This is a genomic window from Ruegeria sp. YTSA144 (genome assembly GCF_059610125.1).
The window spans coordinates 154,108-169,576 of sequence record NZ_JBXWNA010000001.1 but is presented as its reverse complement, the minus strand read 5'-3'; the positions used below and the strand labels follow the sequence as shown (position 1 = coordinate 169,576).

Annotated in this window: 18 protein-coding genes and 1 tRNA gene; 15 read left to right on the top strand and 4 right to left on the bottom strand. The window is 57.2% G+C overall.

Annotation, left to right across the window (positions count from 1 at the left end; genetic code table 11):
* Window positions 1-372: 372 nt before the first annotated feature.
* Genes AC2FF8_RS00910 through AC2FF8_RS00900 form a run of 3 tightly spaced genes read right to left on the bottom strand, consistent with a single transcriptional unit; the run spans window position 373 to window position 2,431 of the window.
* A complete protein-coding gene (locus tag AC2FF8_RS00910; RefSeq protein WP_496878697.1) occupies window positions 373-1,536 on the bottom strand; it encodes an HD domain-containing protein in 1,164 nt (387 codons plus the stop codon).
* The gene (locus tag AC2FF8_RS00905) at window positions 1,533-1,778 is read right to left on the bottom strand and encodes a hypothetical protein (protein ID WP_152458018.1); all 246 of its coding nucleotides are present in this window, start codon (window positions 1,776-1,778) and stop codon (window positions 1,533-1,535) included. The genes AC2FF8_RS00910 and AC2FF8_RS00905 overlap by 4 nt, the downstream gene beginning before the upstream one ends.
* A complete protein-coding gene (locus tag AC2FF8_RS00900; protein WP_152458017.1) occupies window positions 1,778-2,431 on the bottom strand; it encodes an alpha/beta hydrolase in 654 nt (217 codons plus the stop codon). The genes AC2FF8_RS00905 and AC2FF8_RS00900 overlap by 1 nt, the downstream gene beginning before the upstream one ends.
* A 181-nt stretch (window positions 2,432-2,612) precedes the next feature.
* Between AC2FF8_RS00900 and iscR the strand changes: the two genes are divergently transcribed.
* From iscR to AC2FF8_RS00840, 12 genes are all read left to right on the top strand, one after another.
* Complete coding sequence (iscR, locus tag AC2FF8_RS00895; RefSeq protein WP_170344232.1) at window positions 2,613-3,071, top strand: Fe-S cluster assembly transcriptional regulator IscR; 459 nt, start codon at window positions 2,613-2,615, stop codon at window positions 3,069-3,071.
* 50 nt (window positions 3,072-3,121) lie between these two features.
* On the top strand, window positions 3,122-4,165 hold the full coding sequence (locus AC2FF8_RS00890) for a cysteine desulfurase family protein (RefSeq protein WP_496873544.1): 1,044 nt from the start codon (window positions 3,122-3,124) through the stop codon (window positions 4,163-4,165).
* Between the two features lie 18 nt (window positions 4,166-4,183).
* Window positions 4,184-5,704 (top strand): Fe-S cluster assembly protein SufB, encoded by a 1,521-nt coding sequence (sufB, locus tag AC2FF8_RS00885; RefSeq protein WP_496878696.1) that lies wholly within the window; start codon window positions 4,184-4,186, stop codon window positions 5,702-5,704.
* On the top strand, window positions 5,704-5,907 hold the full coding sequence (locus tag AC2FF8_RS00880) for a hypothetical protein (RefSeq protein WP_170344237.1): 204 nt from the start codon (window positions 5,704-5,706) through the stop codon (window positions 5,905-5,907). Before sufB ends, AC2FF8_RS00880 begins: the two co-directional genes overlap by 1 nt.
* A gap of 49 nt (window positions 5,908-5,956) precedes the next feature.
* Complete coding sequence (sufC, locus tag AC2FF8_RS00875) at window positions 5,957-6,712, top strand: Fe-S cluster assembly ATPase SufC (RefSeq protein WP_496878695.1); 756 nt, start codon at window positions 5,957-5,959, stop codon at window positions 6,710-6,712.
* Window positions 6,712-7,992, top strand: coding sequence for a SufB/SufD family protein (locus AC2FF8_RS00870; protein WP_496878694.1), 1,281 nt, complete (start codon window positions 6,712-6,714; stop codon window positions 7,990-7,992). Before sufC ends, AC2FF8_RS00870 begins: the two co-directional genes overlap by 1 nt.
* Entirely contained in the window at window positions 7,992-8,477 is a 486-nt protein-coding gene (locus AC2FF8_RS00865) for a YIP1 family protein (RefSeq protein ID WP_170344241.1), read from the top strand. The genes AC2FF8_RS00870 and AC2FF8_RS00865 overlap by 1 nt, the downstream gene beginning before the upstream one ends.
* Window positions 8,474-9,040: a YIP1 family protein gene (locus tag AC2FF8_RS00860; RefSeq protein WP_171168083.1), complete on the top strand. Its 567-nt coding sequence runs from the start codon at window positions 8,474-8,476 to the stop codon at window positions 9,038-9,040. Before AC2FF8_RS00865 ends, AC2FF8_RS00860 begins: the two co-directional genes overlap by 4 nt.
* A 12-nt stretch (window positions 9,041-9,052) precedes the next feature.
* The gene (locus AC2FF8_RS00855; protein WP_496878693.1) at window positions 9,053-10,273 is read left to right on the top strand and encodes a cysteine desulfurase; all 1,221 of its coding nucleotides are present in this window, start codon (window positions 9,053-9,055) and stop codon (window positions 10,271-10,273) included.
* Window positions 10,274-10,350: 77 nt separating this feature from the next.
* Window positions 10,351-10,427: transfer RNA gene (locus AC2FF8_RS00850), tRNA-Arg, on the top strand.
* Between the two features lie 75 nt (window positions 10,428-10,502).
* Entirely contained in the window at window positions 10,503-10,748 is a 246-nt protein-coding gene (locus AC2FF8_RS00845; protein WP_496878692.1) for a hypothetical protein, read from the top strand.
* A gap of 413 nt (window positions 10,749-11,161) precedes the next feature.
* The gene (locus AC2FF8_RS00840; RefSeq protein WP_496878691.1) at window positions 11,162-11,464 is read left to right on the top strand and encodes a hypothetical protein; all 303 of its coding nucleotides are present in this window, start codon (window positions 11,162-11,164) and stop codon (window positions 11,462-11,464) included.
* Between the two features lie 54 nt (window positions 11,465-11,518).
* On the opposite strand, the gene mepK is transcribed toward AC2FF8_RS00840, so the two are convergent.
* The gene (gene mepK, locus AC2FF8_RS00835) at window positions 11,519-12,088 is read right to left on the bottom strand and encodes a peptidoglycan L,D-endopeptidase MepK (RefSeq protein ID WP_170344246.1); all 570 of its coding nucleotides are present in this window, start codon (window positions 12,086-12,088) and stop codon (window positions 11,519-11,521) included.
* 351 nt (window positions 12,089-12,439) lie between these two features.
* Here mepK and AC2FF8_RS00830 point away from each other — a divergent pair, with 351 nt between their 5' ends.
* The 3 genes from AC2FF8_RS00830 to AC2FF8_RS00820 are packed head-to-tail and all read left to right on the top strand — an operon-like array spanning window position 12,440 to window position 15,463.
* A complete protein-coding gene (locus AC2FF8_RS00830) occupies window positions 12,440-14,047 on the top strand; it encodes a L,D-transpeptidase family protein (RefSeq protein WP_496878690.1) in 1,608 nt (535 codons plus the stop codon).
* Window positions 14,048-14,081: 34 nt separating this feature from the next.
* On the top strand, window positions 14,082-15,173 hold the full coding sequence (lpxD, locus tag AC2FF8_RS00825; RefSeq protein WP_257600748.1) for a UDP-3-O-(3-hydroxymyristoyl)glucosamine N-acyltransferase: 1,092 nt from the start codon (window positions 14,082-14,084) through the stop codon (window positions 15,171-15,173).
* A gap of 32 nt (window positions 15,174-15,205) precedes the next feature.
* Entirely contained in the window at window positions 15,206-15,463 is a 258-nt protein-coding gene (locus AC2FF8_RS00820; protein WP_152458003.1) for an acyl carrier protein, read from the top strand.
* Window positions 15,464-15,469: the final 6 nt, after the last annotated feature.

Genomic DNA, 15,469 nt, shown 5'->3' with positions numbered 1-15,469 from the left:
ATCCTCGAAACAGGAAAGATACCTCGCGTTGAGCATGAAACCGAAGGAGTGGGCAAGGCAATTTTGGGTCTGAAGATGGAAGAAAACCACCTGAGGTCAGGTATACCTGACTATTCAGAGAATCGAATTAGTGTAATGTTCTCAGCGTATTTTAGGATTTGTTATTGAGTATTGAGTTATGACGACATTTTCGAAATCCGTGATATTTGCTGCGGGTCTGATAGTGGCGATTGGGTGGCTTGCTGACGGGGGGTCCGTCGAAGTTGAAGCAGCCAACATGGTTGAACGGTTTGATGGTAGTAGTGTTTTTTAAGCGCCACGTAGAGCTTAGCAGGGAAAAAGGAGCCGTCGGGCTCCTTTTTTCTTTTCCGTCTAGTGATGTACAGCCTCGACGCTTTGGAAATGTGCTGCCAGTTGCGGTTGCAGCCAATCCCAAAGCCGAGGAGAACCTGCTGCAATCGCAGGCTGAACGCGTGCCTCAAGCTGGGCATATGTAACCTTGTAATCGACCCACGACCCGCCACCGGTTTCCAGATTGGCGACAGGTGTCTGAAAACGATCAACGGCTTTGGCGAACCTGGCTTCCGGGCTGTCTGCCGCTTCAAACTCCTGCCACAGTGTCGTGAAGGTGCTGCATTGCGTGTCGGGCAGCAGCCCGAACAAACGCTTGGCCGCCGCTTGTTCCTTGGCTGCTTGCGCTGCGTGGTCGACCTGCCCGTGGATCGGATTGTCGCCCGCGTCGATTTCAACGATATCGTGCAGCAGCAGCATTTGAAGGACCCGATCAACACTGATCTCTGAGGGCGCATTTTCAGCCAGAACCCAGGCGTAGAGCATGATGTGCCACGAGTGTTCTGCCGAGTTTTCGAAACGATCTCCCGCCATCAACCGCGAGGCGCGGAGAACGGATTTCAACTGATCGGCTTCGGTCAGAAACGCCAGCCGTGTCGTAAACGCGTTGGCCTTCGTATCTGCACCAGCCAGCAGGTTTGCGGCGTGCTCGTAGGCCAGTGGAAAAACCTGTGCCAGATAGGCGGCGCGACCGCCTTCGAGATTTGAACGCGCTATGTCCACGTGGTCCGGATCGGGGTTCGGGGCACACAGAACCTGAAACAGCGGCTGACACCGATCCAGAACTTTTGCAAACCGGGCGTCGGCGGTCTGATCCTCCTCGAATTCACGCCACAAAGCGTGGAGGGCATCAGCCTGATCCCCTGGCAACAGCCCAAACAGATCTTTGGCTGCGGCTTGCTCAGCCTCGGCAACCGAGTTCCAATCGGTTTCAAGATGAATGGGGTGGTCGCCGACGATGATCTCAACCAGGTCATGCAGCAACAGCATACGGATGACCCGATCAATCGAGACATCCGACCCTGCCAACGGGGCCATGACCAGGGCCCACAAGGCCAGATGCCAGCTGTGCTCCGCGGAATTCTCGGGTCTGGACTGGTCAAGCAGGACATTTGCCCGCTCGACCATTTTCAGTTCGTCGGCCCGTTTCAGAAATGCGATTTGCGCCGACAAACGGTCGGTCATTGTTTTTCGATCGCTTTCTGCTTCGCACGATGCGCAGACAAGCGTTTGATCACGAACTGCCTGGCTTTCCGTTCCGCCAACCGAACACGAATTTCCGTCAGAAACGCCTCTTCCAGAGACTGAGACGCAGCCCCGAGCACTTCTCCAACTTCGACGAAGAACCTGTCTTCGCCTGTCTCATCCATAACCTTCATCGTATCTTCGGCCAGTTTGGCGGCAAGAGATGTGATGGTGTCGGACATCAGCGGGTGTTCTCGGTCAGGCGGCGTTTCACATAGTCGCTGACATTGGTGATCAGCGTGTCCATGTGACGATCCTGAAAGAAGTGGTCCGCACCTTCCACTTCGGTGTGCGTGATGGTGATTCCCTTTTGCTCGTGCAGCTTGTTCACCAGCGAGGTCGTGTCAGCCGGAGGCGCCACCCTGTCAGCCGTGCCGTTGATGATCAGGCCGGAAGACGGGCAGGGGGCAAGGAACGAAAAGTCGTACATGTTTGCAGGGGGCGATACACTGATGAATCCCGTGATTTCAGGGCGGCGCATCAGCAGTTGCATACCGATCCACGCACCGAACGAGAAACCTGCGACCCAGCAGTGTTTCGAATTGTTGTTCATCGATTGCAGGTAGTCCAGCGCCGACGCCGCATCGCTCAGCTCGCCCACGCCCTGATCGTATTCGCCCTGGCTGCGACCGACGCCGCGAAAGTTGAAGCGCAACACGGTGAAGCCCATGTTGTAGAAGGCATAGTGCAGGTTGTAGACCACCTTGTTGTTCATGGTCCCGCCGAACTGAGGGTGCGGGTGAAGCACGATGGCGATCGGTGCGTCTTTTTCCTTTTGCGGGTGGTAGCGGCCTTCCAGGCGGCCTTCGGGTCCGGGAAAAATCACCTCGGGCATGTGTGCTTTGGTCCTGTCTTTTTCGTACAGATGCCCGGATATACTTGACGATAATCGTCGGGCACCTTAGAACGGTTCTAATTGCATTGCATGGCGCTTTTCTGCGCTGTCAGTCGGAGATACGCACTGGCAACGTCGGCGTCAATGATTTCGCGCAAATCCTGCTGAAAGGGGACATGGAATGAAGCTGTCGACCAAAGGGCGTTACGCAATGGTCGCTCTGGCGGATATTGCGCTTCAGCCGACGGAACGACTGGTAACGCTCGGGGAAATCTCCGAGAGGCAGGACATCTCGTTGCCATATCTCGAGCAGCTCTTCGTCAAACTGCGCCGGGCGAACTTGGTGTCCTCCGTGCGTGGGCCCGGCGGCGGGTATCGACTGGCGCGCCCGGCGTCCGAAATTCGCGTTGTCGAGATTCTGGCGGCCGTGGACGAAACCGTTGATGCGCTGCAAAAAGGGGCAGGAGCGTCCGGGGCTTCGTCCGGTAGCCGCGCACAATCGTTGACCAATCGGCTTTGGGAAAGTCTCAGCGCGCATGTCTATGTGTTCCTGCATCAAACCCGGTTGTCGGATGTGATCAAGAACGACCTCGCCCCATGCCCGGCCGTGCCGAGCCTGTTCTCTGTCGTAGATGAATGATCTGAGCGGGCGAGGTAAGAAATGAAGTCTGTCGGCAAAAAGATGTATCCATGAAACGTGTTTATCTGGATCACAATGCAACAACGCCGCTGCGCCCCGAAGCAAGGGACGCGATGATTGCGGCGATGGATGTCTGCGGCAACCCCTCGTCGGTTCATGCGGAAGGTCGGGCCGCCAAGGCTCTGATCGAGCGTGCTAGGGCTCAGGTTGCATCGGCCTTTGGGGCGGATGGAGCGGATATCGTCTTTACATCTGGTTCAACCGAAGGCGCGGCGCTGACATTGTCGGGGCGCAAATTGCACGGCGCAGCGATTGAGCATGACGCGGTAAGAGCCTGGATCAAAGAGGATCTTTCGGTTTCCGAGGCCGGAGACGTGCAGGTGGCCGCACCTGAAACGTCGACGTTGCAACTGGCAAACTCTGAGACGGGGATTGTTCAAACACTGCCGCCCGGTCTGGCCGTGACAGACGCCACACAGGCTTTTGGCAAGCTGCCCGTCGCGTTCAACTGGATGAATGCGCAGATGGCCTTGATTTCCGCCCATAAGCTGGGCGGCCCAAAGGGTGTCGGTGCTGTTGTGATGCATCGCGGAACAGATCTGGCGGCGCAGATCAAGGGGGGTGGTCAGGAAATGGGCCGCAGGTCAGGAACAGAAAATGTCATTGGTATCGCGGGGTTCGGCGCCGCAGCTGAAGCTGCTGCACGGGATCTGGCCAATGGCGTTTGGGAGCAGATCGAAGAATTTAGAAATATTCTAGAAAACGCTCTTGAGGCTGCTGTAAAATCACCTATTTTTGTCGGGAAAGGGCGGCAACGCCTGCCGAACACCCTGTGTTTTGCTGTGCCCGGTTGGAAGGGGGAAACCCAGGTCATGCAGATGGACCTGTCGGGTTTTGCCGTCAGTGCGGGCTCTGCCTGTTCCAGCGGCAAGGTTCGTGCCAGCGCGGTGCTTACCGCAATGGGATTTGACGAGGAAACTGCCAGCAGCGCAATCCGCGTGTCGCTGGGACCTCGGACAACGGAAGAAGATGTGCTGCGTTTCGCCGAGACGTGGCTTGAGAAAGAGAAAAAGCATCGCGCGCGGGCCGCGTGATCTGACGGAGGGCAAGTCATGGCCGCTTTGGACCAGACCCAGGTTAAAGAAGGTGTCGATCAGGAAACCGTGGATGCGGTGCGCGAGGCCGGAACCTACAAATACGGCTGGGAAACTGACATTGAGATGGAGTACGCGCCGAAAGGTGTGAACCCTGACATCGTCCGACTGATCTCGGAAAAGAATGAAGAACCGGAATGGATGACCGAATGGCGTCTGGCCGCGTTTGAGCGCTGGACCAAGATGGAAGAACCGAAATGGGCCATGGTCACCTATCCCGAGATCGATTTTCAGAACCAGTATTACTATGCCCGTCCGAAATCGATGGAAGAAAAGCCAAAGTCCTTGGATGAGGTCGATCCCAAGCTGTTGGCCACATACGAAAAGCTGGGTATCCCACTGAAAGAACAGATGATTTTGGCTGGCGTCGAAGGTGCTGAAGACACACCGGCCGAGGGTCGCAAGGTTGCTGTCGACGCGGTTTTTGACTCGGTTTCGGTTGGCACGACTTTTCAGGCCGAACTGAAGAAAGCCGGCGTGATCTTCTGTTCGATTTCAGAAGCGATCAAGGAACATCCTGAACTGGTCAAGAAGTATCTGGGCACTGTAGTTCCGGTGTCGGACAACTTTTATGCGACACTGAATTCAGCCGTGTTTTCGGATGGGTCTTTCGTCTACATTCCGCCCGGTGTCCGCTGCCCGATGGAGCTGAGCACCTATTTCCGCATCAACGCCGAAAACACCGGCCAGTTCGAACGAACATTGATCATCGCGGACAAAGGCTCGTACGTGTCCTATCTGGAAGGCTGCACAGCGCCCCAGCGCGACACCGCGCAGTTGCACGCAGCCGTGGTCGAAATCATCGTCGAGGAAGACGCCGAGGTGAAATACTCGACCGTCCAGAACTGGTTCCCCGGGGATGAGAACGGCAAGGGCGGCATCTACAACTTCGTGACCAAACGTGCCGACTGCCGGGGCGACAGGTCCAAGGTGATGTGGACGCAGGTCGAAACCGGCTCGGCCGTGACGTGGAAATACCCGTCCTGCATTCTGCGCGGCAACGAAAGCCAGGGTGAGTTCTATTCGATCGCGATTGCCAACAACTATCAGCAGGCCGATACCGGCACCAAGATGGTCCATCTGGGCAAGAACACCAAGTCGCGCATCGTGTCCAAGGGCATCAGCGCAGGCAAGGCGCAGAACACCTATCGCGGTCTGGTTTCGATGCATCCGAAGGCCAAGGACAGCCGCAACTATACCCAATGCGACAGCTTGCTGATCGGCGACAAATGCGGCGCGCATACGGTTCCGTATATCGAGGTCAAGAACAACTCGTCCCGGGTTGAGCATGAGGCGACGACATCCAAGGTGGATGACGATCAGCTGTTCTACTGCCGTCAGCGCGGCATGGACGAAGAAGAGGCCGTGGCCTTGGTGGTCAACGGGTTCTGCAAAGACGTTCTGCAAGCACTGCCGATGGAGTTCGCCATGGAAGCGCAGCAATTGGTGGCAATCTCGCTGGAAGGGTCGGTTGGCTGATGACGCGGGCGTCACGAAACGGCATCCGGAAAGAGGACGTGCTGACCTGGCTGGGGTACGCGTTGCCGGTTCTGGGCGGTCTGCTGGGTATGGCTTACGTCAACATCAACCACATGGAATTCATCAACCCGGTTTGGGCGGTTGGCGGAGGGGCGATCCTGGGTTGGATCGTCGCGCGGCTGATCCGCAAGTTTCTGGGATAGGAAGGTTTCGGGGCCACGGTGCCCCTTGCGATACGCAAAAGGATAAAAAATGCTGGAAATCAAGAATCTGCACGTGAAGCTTGAAGAAGAAGACAAGCAGATCCTCAAGGGTGTGGACCTGACGGTTGAGGCCGGCAAGGTACACGCGATCATGGGGCCGAACGGGTCAGGCAAGTCAACACTGAGCTATGTGCTGTCGGGCCGCGACGGGTACGAAGTGACCGAGGGTTCTGCCACGCTGGATGGCGAGGACCTGCTGGAGATGGAACCGGAAGAGCGCGCCGCTGCTGGCGTATTTCTGGCGTTCCAGTACCCCGTGGAAATTCCGGGCGTGGGCAACATGACTTTCCTGCGCACCGCCGTAAATGCTCAGCGCAAGGCGCGTGGTGAGGACGAGCTGTCCGCGGCGGATTTCCTCAAGGAAGTGCGTGCCAAAGCCAAGGCGTTGAAGATCGACGCGGACATGCTCAAGCGTCCGGTCAATGTGGGCTTCTCGGGTGGTGAGAAAAAGCGCAATGAAATCCTGCAAATGGCCATGCTGGAACCCAAGATGTGCATCATGGACGAAACCGACTCGGGTCTGGATGTGGACGCGATGAAGCTGGTAGCCGAAGGTGTGAATGCCCTGCGCGATGAAGGTCGTGGGTTCCTGGTCATCACCCATTACCAGCGCCTGCTGGATCACATCAAACCCGACGTCGTGCACATCATGGCCGATGGCCGTATTGTCAAGACCGGAGGCCCCGAACTGGCGCTTGAGGTTGAAAACAACGGTTATGCCGACATTCTTGCCGAGGTGAACTGATGGCCTTGCCCGAAGTCAAACAATCCGCAACCGAGGCCCGGCTGTCTGCCTTGACCATGCCCGATGCGGGCTGCACCCGCGTCGCGCGCGAAGACGCGCTGGCGCGTGTTCTGGAAACCGGTCTGCCCGGACGGCGTGACGAATATTGGAAATACACTCAACCGGATACGCTTGTCTCGCCAGACGCGCCTCCGGCGGCGGTGTTTGCCGATGATGAGCCGTTGATGTTCAGCGAGCTCGACCGGCTGAACATCGTCTTCGTGGACGGTGAATTCAGTGCCGAAGAGTCGGACGACCTGTCGCTGGAAGGCGTGACCATCGACCGGCTCGAGGATATCTGCTGCAAGGACATTCATTGGGCGAAAGACCTGTATGGCGTACTTGAAGCGCGCGGTCAGTCCCCGGTCCAGCGCCCGTTGGCGGCGTTGAACACGGCCTTTGCGTCGGATGGTGTGGCGATTCACGTTACTGGCAAACCGTCCAAACCGATCAACCTGATCTATCGTCATGCGTCGCCGACCTCGGATGCGATCCTGCACCATGTCGTTCGTGTGGAAAGCGGGGCCGAGGCCACCATTCTGGAAACCGGCCCGGCTGCGTCACGCTTCAACAAGTGCATGGAGATCGACATTGCCGACAAGGGCACGCTGCATCATGTGCGCGCGCAGGGCAGGGACCATGAACGTCGGGCCGCGACCCACATGTTCACCCGTCTGGGCACGGAATCGGTCTACAAGTCCTTCACTTTGACCGTGAACGGCGTGCTGACCCGCAATGAGCAGGTCGTCGAGCTGACCGGCGATGACGCGGTCGCCCATGTGGCCGGGGCCTGTGTTGGCGATGGCGACTTCCATCATGACGACACGGTCTTCATCACCCATGACGCGGTAAACTGCGAAAGCCGGCAGGTGTTCAAGAAAGTGCTGCGCAACGGGGCGACCGGCGTGTTCCAGGGCAAGATCCTGGTCAAGGAAGGCGCCCAGAAGACCGACGGTTACCAGATCAGCCAATCGCTGCTTCTGGACGGTGACAGCCAGTTCCTCGCCAAGCCCGAGCTTGAGATCTATGCTGATGACGTGGCGTGTTCGCATGGTTCGACCTCGGGTGCGATAGACGAAACCGCGCTGTTCTATCTGCGGTCCCGTGGCGTGCCGGTCAAGGACGCGACCAACATGCTGACTTTGGCCTTTCTTGCCGAAGCGGTGGATGAGATCGAAGACAGCGCCTTGACGGACGAGATCGTAAGCCGTCTGGAAGGGTGGCTGGCGCGTCGTGGCTGATGGCTGTCTCGTCTGACATACTGGCCACATACCGGGGGCCGGGGCGCGTGGTGCACCGGCTTCTAGAAATGGGTCAGCGGGAAGACAGGGCGCTGGTGTTTGTCATGGCCTTTTGCGTGGTGGCCTTTGTTGCGCAAATGCCCAGCCTTGCCCGCAAAGCGCATATTGAAGGCGTCGAGCTGAACATGCTTCTGGGCGGCGCCTTGCTGGGGTCGGTGTTCATATTGCCGTTGTTTTTCTATACGCTGGCGCTGGTTTCCTATTGGGCGGCGCGGATGGCGGGCGGGCAGGGCACAGCCTATGGCGCACGACTGGCCCTGTTCTGGGCGTTGTTGGCATCCGCCCCCCTGGTCTTGTTGAATGGTCTGGTTGCCGGGTTCATCGGGCCCGGGCCCGCTTTGACAATTGTGGGTGTCGCCTGGGTTGCTGTTTTTGTCTGGTTCTGGTTATCCGGTCTGAGACAAGTGCAAAGGTCCGCTGCATGACGATCAATTCCCTTGGCGCTCTGGCGGTTCTGACGATCAGAAGCCCCGACCAAGCCGCCCGCCAGCTGTTGTCCCTGAAGCCGGGGCGGGAAGGTTTGTGGTTGGCCTTTGCGCTGGCAGTGGTTCTGAACTGTCTCGTGCAGTTGGGCATCGATTTGTCGGTCCCCGTGCCGCAGGGTCAAATCGCACCGCCACCCGAAAGTATCCCCGTTGTTTTGCTGCGGTCCGCCGGAGCAATGCTGCTGAGCATCCTCGCGTTCTTCGTCGTCGGAAAAGCGATAGGCGGCAAAGCAAGCTTTGACGATCTGATGGTCCTGACAGTGTGGTTGCAGTTCCTGCAAATCGTTGCCCTGGTCATGACCCTTGTTCTAAGCCTGACGATGCCGTTTCTGATGATGATGATGCTGTTCGCGACGGCGATCCTGAGCCTTTACATCACGCTTCATTTCCTGAACGAAGCGCATCAATTCGGATCCCTTTGGAAATCCTTCGCCGTAATTCTGTTGTCAGCCCTGATTGCGGTTCCCTTCGTCCTGTATTTAACACCGGCCGCGCCTGTCTAGGAAAACCGTATCATGTATGATGTGCAGAAAATTCGCTCTGACTTTCCGATCCTGTCACGTCAGGTGAATGGCAAGCCGCTGACCTATCTGGACAACGGTGCGTCGGCTCAAAAGCCTCAGGTCGTCATCGATGCGGTGACCCGTGCCTATTCCGAAGAGTATTCGAATGTTCACCGTGGATTGCACTATCTGTCCAATCTGTCGACCGAGAAATACGAAGCCGTTCGCGGCATCATCGCCCGTTTCCTGGGGGCATCGACCGAGGATGAGATCGTTCTGAATTCCGGAACGACCGAAGGGATCAATCTTGTTGCCTATGGCTGGGCCATGCCGCGCCTCGAAGCCGGGGATGAGATCGTCCTGAGCGTCATGGAGCATCACGCCAACATCGTGCCCTGGCATTTCCTGCGGGAACGGCAGGGCGTCGTTCTGAAGTGGGTGGATGTGGACGCTGACGGAGGGCTGGATCCCCAGGCGGTGATCGATGCGATCGGCCCAAAAACCAAACTTGTGGCCGTGACGCAATGTTCCAATGTTCTGGGTACTGTCGTTGATGTCAAAGCCATCACCGAAGGTGCACATGCCAGGGGCGTTCCGGTGCTGGTTGATGGCAGTCAGGGCGCGGTGCATATGCCGGTGAACGTGCAGGACATCGGTTGCGACTTTTACGCCATCACCGGCCACAAGCTGTATGGCCCGTCGGGGTCGGGTGCGATCTACATCAAGTCCGAACGCATGGCCGAGATGCGCCCCTTTATCGGTGGCGGTGACATGATCAAAGAGGTCAGCAAGGATCAGGTGATCTACAACGATCCGCCTATGAAGTTCGAGGCCGGAACACCCGGCATTGTCCAAACCATCGGCCTGGGCGTTGCGCTGGAATACATGATGGATTTGGGAATGGAAAACATTGCCGCCCATGAATCCGGCTTGCGGGACTATGCGATGCAGCGCCTGAACGGTCTCAACTGGCTTCAGGTTCAGGGCACGCGGCCAGACAAGGCAGCCATCTTCAGCTTTACGCTGGACGGGGCCGGCCATGCGCATGATGTATCCACCATTCTGGACAAAAAAGGCGTTGCAGTCCGCGCCGGGCATCACTGCGCAGGCCCGCTTATGGATCACCTGGGCGTCACGGCGACCTGTCGTGCCAGCTTTGGTCTGTATAACACGACGGATGAGGTCGACACGCTGATCGAAGCGCTTGAATTGGCGCATGATCTTTTCGCCTGATTTTGGTTTCAAAGAGGGTGCAACAATCACGATTTTCAGTTGCACCCGGATTGGAACAAGGTTAGCTAACGGCCAAGGCACCTGTAGCTCAGCTGGATAGAGCGCTGCCCTCCGAAGGCAGAGGCCAGAGGTTCGAATCCTCTCAGGTGCGCCACCATCGCCATATTTCTAAGGTTTGTTGGGAAAAACAGCCGCTTCTGTACCACATTTGCAGGAGTTTAAGTACCACATGGCTATCGTGATGAAGATCAAATATCTCGACAAACTCAAGGAAGGCTTCAGGTTCAAACGAAGGTTCCCTAAGGACGTTGCTCAGATCACCGGACTGGAATTCTTTCAGGCTCGTTTCGCTGTGAAGGAAGAGGGGCCTGCTCTGCTCCGAGAACATGCCGCCTTGCCGAGTATGAAAAACGCGATCAGCAGCGCCTTGCGCTTTGGAAGAACAGATCTCGGGTCAATAAAGCATCCTTTTTGATTCAGGCAGCACCCTTGAGGCCCTAGGTCAATGTTTGGAGGATCGTGTTCAGGGGTGCGTGCGGTGTTCCGGGCTGCAATCCTTTTCGCAAGCCCCGAACAAGATCGAGACAGGGTTGCCGCGATTGTTCCATGAATATGCGTCTGGGAGATGTAAGATTGATTGAGTTCGGCAACTGCATCTCGAGACACGACCTCTCGCATTGATCATGTCAGCGCCTTTCCGTCTTATCGCTGCGCAGGCGGCCTTTTCAAAATTGCCAGCGCCGCCATGCTGATCGCAGTTGACGATTGCTTTCGAGGCTTGACCTCTCTGTCAGTGGTTTCTTGATGTACACTTTCCGAACAAGGCTGGCTTGCGTCAACTTTAACGGAGGAAAGAACGTGAAAGTCATCTCTTCAAAAAAAATGTTGATGGCCGTCGTGATTGTGGCCCTGTTGGTGTTGGGCGGCACAATTATGGGCCTTTCACTCTTAAACCTTTTGGGTTGGATCGTGGTCGCCGTAATTCTGGCGTTCATCCTTGGCAAGCTGACCGACAACGAAGAACCCGACAGCGACGAGGATTCAGAAGGCGACAATGCTTCCAGCTCCAATGCTGCCTCTGATACCGGGGATGAAAAGTCCCGTGAGACCAGCGCCACCACGGAAACGGCTTCCAGCAATGATAGCGGTGGCGGGGATGTCGGCGGCGGAGGTGGAGACGCAGGGATGTAGCCGGCCCTCCCGGCAAGCCCCTGTCAGACCGGCCGAGATTGCGAAGGCGCCGTCTTAGCCGCGCCAGGTGCGCACGACGCCGCAGTCCATATGCACGAAATTGGACCCGTAGTATTGGCCGACACCACCGGCCCGGCATGACATAGCTGCTTTGGCCATCTGCGAGACAGAGCGGGACGCCAGGCGCAAGTCTGCGGCTTGTCCCTGCATATGAAGCGATTTCCGGGCGACGCCACGAGAGCGGGCGCGGAGCATGGCGTTGGTCTGTGGAGAGCGATAGCCCGACAGCAACATATAAGGTTCATTGACATCCAGAAGGTTGTGTGATGCCGCCATGATATCAATCGTGCGTAAATCGATGGATTTTACCTGATCCGTGCGCCAATCCCGCATGAAATGGTTCACTTCTTTGACAGCGTCCTTGATATACTTACCATCGACCCAATAAATCATGTCCAACCGTTCGCCTGTGCGACCGGAATACATGCGAATGCGACGGATATCGCCGCCGCCGCGCAAAAAGCCTGCTGCATTGGAGTAGGTGGGTGCGGCTGCGACTGCGGTTGCTGCAAACGCCCCCAAAAGGGCACGCCGGGTCAAGCCCGAGGAACTGCTCTTGGTCATTTTGGTTCGTCCCGTACTGTTCCTGCCTGCGCACGATGTTACGCGCGCTGTCTTAATTTTTTCCCATCCCAGATGCGGAATTTATGACACAATCGGATTCGGCGGCCAAGAAGTGATTCACAGTCATCTTTTCAAGGGGGAATTTTCGGCAGTTTTTTGCGCAAATGTCACAGGCGGGCGCAGAATATTGGCAGGTGTCGGCTGCGCGCCACCGGGTCGATGCAAACGCGCATCAGACGACAACAGAAGCAATTTGGTAAGGAATTTGTGAATAGACAAGTCTGCGCAGTGGAATTCATAGTTGTTCGGCGCATGTATCACCAACCAAGTCATTGATTCCAAGGCCATCCAATGCTTTCTGTTTTCCGAGCCAGTACCAGTATCCTGTTTGCCGCCTGTTTTGCGGCCACGGCCAGTGTGGCGAATACCACCTCTGAACCCACGCACAACACGGCGTTTCAGATGGCCGTCGCAGAACATACTCCACGGGACTCCCAGATCGCAGAGTTTTATCGGACAAACGGGTTTTCGCCGATTTGGGTGGGTGAATCCGATGAGCATATGCAACGCCGGGCGGCATTGATCCAGGCACTGTCACATGCGCATCTGCACGGTCTGCCGCAGGCCGATGCGACAGTTTCATCCTTGATGCAGAAAATGCAGGATGCACGCTCGACACGTGACCTTGGCGCCGTCGAAGCGGAGCTGACCCGGGTTTTCGTGAAATTTGCCGACGCATTGTACTCGGGTGTTCTGCGACCGGGAAGCATCGACGACGGACTTGTTCGGTCGGTGGATCGTCGCAGCGCGGCCGAGCATCTGAACGGCCTGAACATACATGGCGCCGGGTATTTTACGCAGCTTGCTCCTCAAAGCCGTCAGTACCGGGCTTTGATGAAACAGAAGCTGGCGCTTCAGGCCTTGATAGATCAAGGCGGTTGGGGGGCAACTGTCCCGGAAACCAAGCTGGAATACGGTGATACCGGGCCCAATGTCGTGAAGCTTCGCAATCGGCTGGTGTTGATGGGCTACATGAAGCCATCGGCCAGCCCCTCCTTCGACGCCGCGCTGCTGGAAGGGGTCAGGGCCTTTCAAATCGCGCATGGATTGGAACCTGATGGCGTTGCAGGCAAGGGCACGATTGCCGAGTTGAATCGCCCGGCCGTGGACCGGCTCAAGGCTGTATATGTCGCTCTGGAACGGGAACGCTGGCTGCCTCGGGATCGCGGCGCACGTCATATTCTTGTCAACCAGACAGATTTTTCGGCAAAGATCGTGGATGACGGTCAAGTCACTTTTGAAACCCGTGCGGTGATCGGCAAGAACACGCATGATCGCCGCAGCCCGGAGTTCTCGGATGTGATGGAGCATATGGTGATAAACCCCAGCTGGTATGTTCCCCGCTCGATCATCACCAAGGAATACCTGCCGAAGCTGAAAGCGAACCCAAACGCGGTCGGTCATATCCAGATCACGGACAGCAGGGGGCGGCAGGTCAATCGCGGGGCGGTTGATTTCAATCAGTTCACCGCCCGGAGCTTTCCATTTGCGATGCGCCAGCCGCCCAGCAAAAGCAATGCTTTGGGGCTGGTCAAGTTCATGTTCCCCAACAAGTACAATATCTATCTGCATGATACGCCTCAGAAAAGCCTGTTCGCGCGTGAGGTGCGGGCGTTCTCGCACGGCTGCATCCGGCTGGCGCAGCCTTTCGAGTTTGCCTATGCATTGCTGGCCAAACAGGAAGAGGATCCCAAGGCCTTCTTTCATCGTGTTCTGAGCACGGGAAAGGAAACCAAGGTCGATTTGGAACAAAAAGTTCCGGTCCACCTGATCTATCGAACAGCCTATGTCGGACCAAAGGGCGACGTGCAGTATCGCCGTGATGTCTATGGCCGGGACCGCAAGATTTGGGAGGCCCTGCAAAAGGCAGGGGTGGCCCTGCCGGACGTTCAGGGTTAAGCACAGGGCAAATCCTGCCAAAAGGAAGCCCGAGATGCAGTTTACCATTCAGCAAATCGCCGACGCTTTGGGTGCCGAGTGCCAAGGTGATGGCGGCCTGACGATCGTGCGGGCGGCCGAACCGGGCGATGCCGGCCCAACCGATCTGGCCATGGCCATGTCTCCGAAATACGCCGAAGCGCTTTCGAAAGGGGACGCGCGCGCCGCCGTTCTATGGGAAGGCGCGGATTGGCAGGCCATGGGCTTGCGGGCGGCCGTTTTCGTGAAACGTCCGCGCATGGCGATGGCGGGGATCACTGCAATGCTGGATCGCGGGCAAGGGATTGAACCGGGCATTCACCCTTCCGCGGTAATCGATCCAACGGCTGAAATCGGATCTGACGTGGCCATAGGACCGCTGACCGTTGTTGGTGCGCGGGCGCGAATTGGTTCGGGCTCGGTCATCGGAGCACACTGCGTGGTGGGTATCGACGCCGTTCTAGGCGAACAGGCCCTGCTGCGGGAAATGGTCAGCATTGGCGCGCGGGCCCAAATCGGGGATCGGTTCATCGCGCAGCCCGGCGCAAGGATTGGCGGTGACGGATTCAGTTTCGTAACGCCCGAGGTCTCTGGCGCCGAGAACGCCCGAAAAACGTTGGGCGACCAGGGCGGCGCCAAGGCCCAAAGCTGGCTTCGCATCCATTCTTTGGGCGCGGTTGAGATCGGGGACGATGTCGAAGTTGGCGCCAATTGCACCGTCGACAATGGAACCATCCGCAACACGCGGATCGGTGACGGCACCAAGCTGGATAATCTGGTCCATGTCGGGCACAACACCCGCGTCGGGCAGGATTGTCTGCTGTGCGGTCAGACGGGTGTGTCCGGCTCGGTCGAGATCGGCAACAACGTTGTTCTGGGTGGTCAGACCGGAGTGGTCGACAATATTTTCATAGGGGACGGCGTCATTTCGGGCGGGGGCACGAAGATTCTGTCAAATGTGCCCGCCGGGCGCGTCATCATGGGGTATCCGGGCATCAAAATGGAGACCCATACCGATGTCTACAAGGCGCAGCGGCGACTGCCCCGCATGGCACGCGACGTTGAGGCATTGAAAAAGGCTGTTTTCAAACAGACCCCAAGCGATTAAATCATCGTCAAACTGAAAATCAGGGGATCGACATGAGCATCAGCGACCGCGTCATCGCAATCATTGCAGAGCAGGCCGTGCTGGAGCCATCGGACGTGACGCCCGAAAGCACGCTGGAAGATCTGGGAATCGACAGCCTTGGTCTGGTCGAAAGCATATTCGCCATCGAGGAAGAGTTCGACATTTCAATTCCGTTCAACGCCAATGAACCCGAGGCCAACGATTTTGATATCTCGAATGTTGCTGCGATCATTGCCGGGATCGAAAAGCTCGTGTCGGAAAAGGTCTGACAAACG

Bases quoted from the DNA above. Each gene is read 5' to 3' on its own strand.
- AC2FF8_RS00910 (WP_496878697.1), bottom strand. From the start codon at position 1,536: ATGACCGACCGTTTGTCGGCGCAAATCGCATTTCTGAAACGGGCCGAC.
- AC2FF8_RS00905 (WP_152458018.1), bottom strand. From the start codon at position 1,778: ATGTCCGACACCATCACATCTCTTGCCGCCAAACTGGCCGAAGATACG.
- AC2FF8_RS00900 (WP_152458017.1), bottom strand. From the start codon at position 2,431: ATGCCCGAGGTGATTTTTCCCGGACCCGAAGGCCGCCTGGAAGGCCGC.
- iscR (WP_170344232.1), top strand. From the start codon at position 2,613: ATGAAGCTGTCGACCAAAGGGCGTTACGCAATGGTCGCTCTGGCGGAT.
- AC2FF8_RS00890 (WP_496873544.1), top strand. From the start codon at position 3,122: ATGAAACGTGTTTATCTGGATCACAATGCAACAACGCCGCTGCGCCCC.
- sufB (WP_496878696.1), top strand. From the start codon at position 4,184: ATGGCCGCTTTGGACCAGACCCAGGTTAAAGAAGGTGTCGATCAGGAA.
- AC2FF8_RS00880 (WP_170344237.1), top strand. From the start codon at position 5,704: ATGACGCGGGCGTCACGAAACGGCATCCGGAAAGAGGACGTGCTGACC.
- sufC (WP_496878695.1), top strand. From the start codon at position 5,957: ATGCTGGAAATCAAGAATCTGCACGTGAAGCTTGAAGAAGAAGACAAG.
- AC2FF8_RS00870 (WP_496878694.1), top strand. From the start codon at position 6,712: ATGGCCTTGCCCGAAGTCAAACAATCCGCAACCGAGGCCCGGCTGTCT.
- AC2FF8_RS00865 (WP_170344241.1), top strand. From the start codon at position 7,992: ATGGCTGTCTCGTCTGACATACTGGCCACATACCGGGGGCCGGGGCGC.
- AC2FF8_RS00860 (WP_171168083.1), top strand. From the start codon at position 8,474: ATGACGATCAATTCCCTTGGCGCTCTGGCGGTTCTGACGATCAGAAGC.
- AC2FF8_RS00855 (WP_496878693.1), top strand. From the start codon at position 9,053: ATGTATGATGTGCAGAAAATTCGCTCTGACTTTCCGATCCTGTCACGT.
- AC2FF8_RS00845 (WP_496878692.1), top strand. From the start codon at position 10,503: ATGGCTATCGTGATGAAGATCAAATATCTCGACAAACTCAAGGAAGGC.
- AC2FF8_RS00840 (WP_496878691.1), top strand. From the start codon at position 11,162: ATGGCCGTCGTGATTGTGGCCCTGTTGGTGTTGGGCGGCACAATTATG.
- mepK (WP_170344246.1), bottom strand. From the start codon at position 12,088: ATGACCAAGAGCAGTTCCTCGGGCTTGACCCGGCGTGCCCTTTTGGGG.
- AC2FF8_RS00830 (WP_496878690.1), top strand. From the start codon at position 12,440: ATGCTTTCTGTTTTCCGAGCCAGTACCAGTATCCTGTTTGCCGCCTGT.
- lpxD (WP_257600748.1), top strand. From the start codon at position 14,082: ATGCAGTTTACCATTCAGCAAATCGCCGACGCTTTGGGTGCCGAGTGC.
- AC2FF8_RS00820 (WP_152458003.1), top strand. From the start codon at position 15,206: ATGAGCATCAGCGACCGCGTCATCGCAATCATTGCAGAGCAGGCCGTG.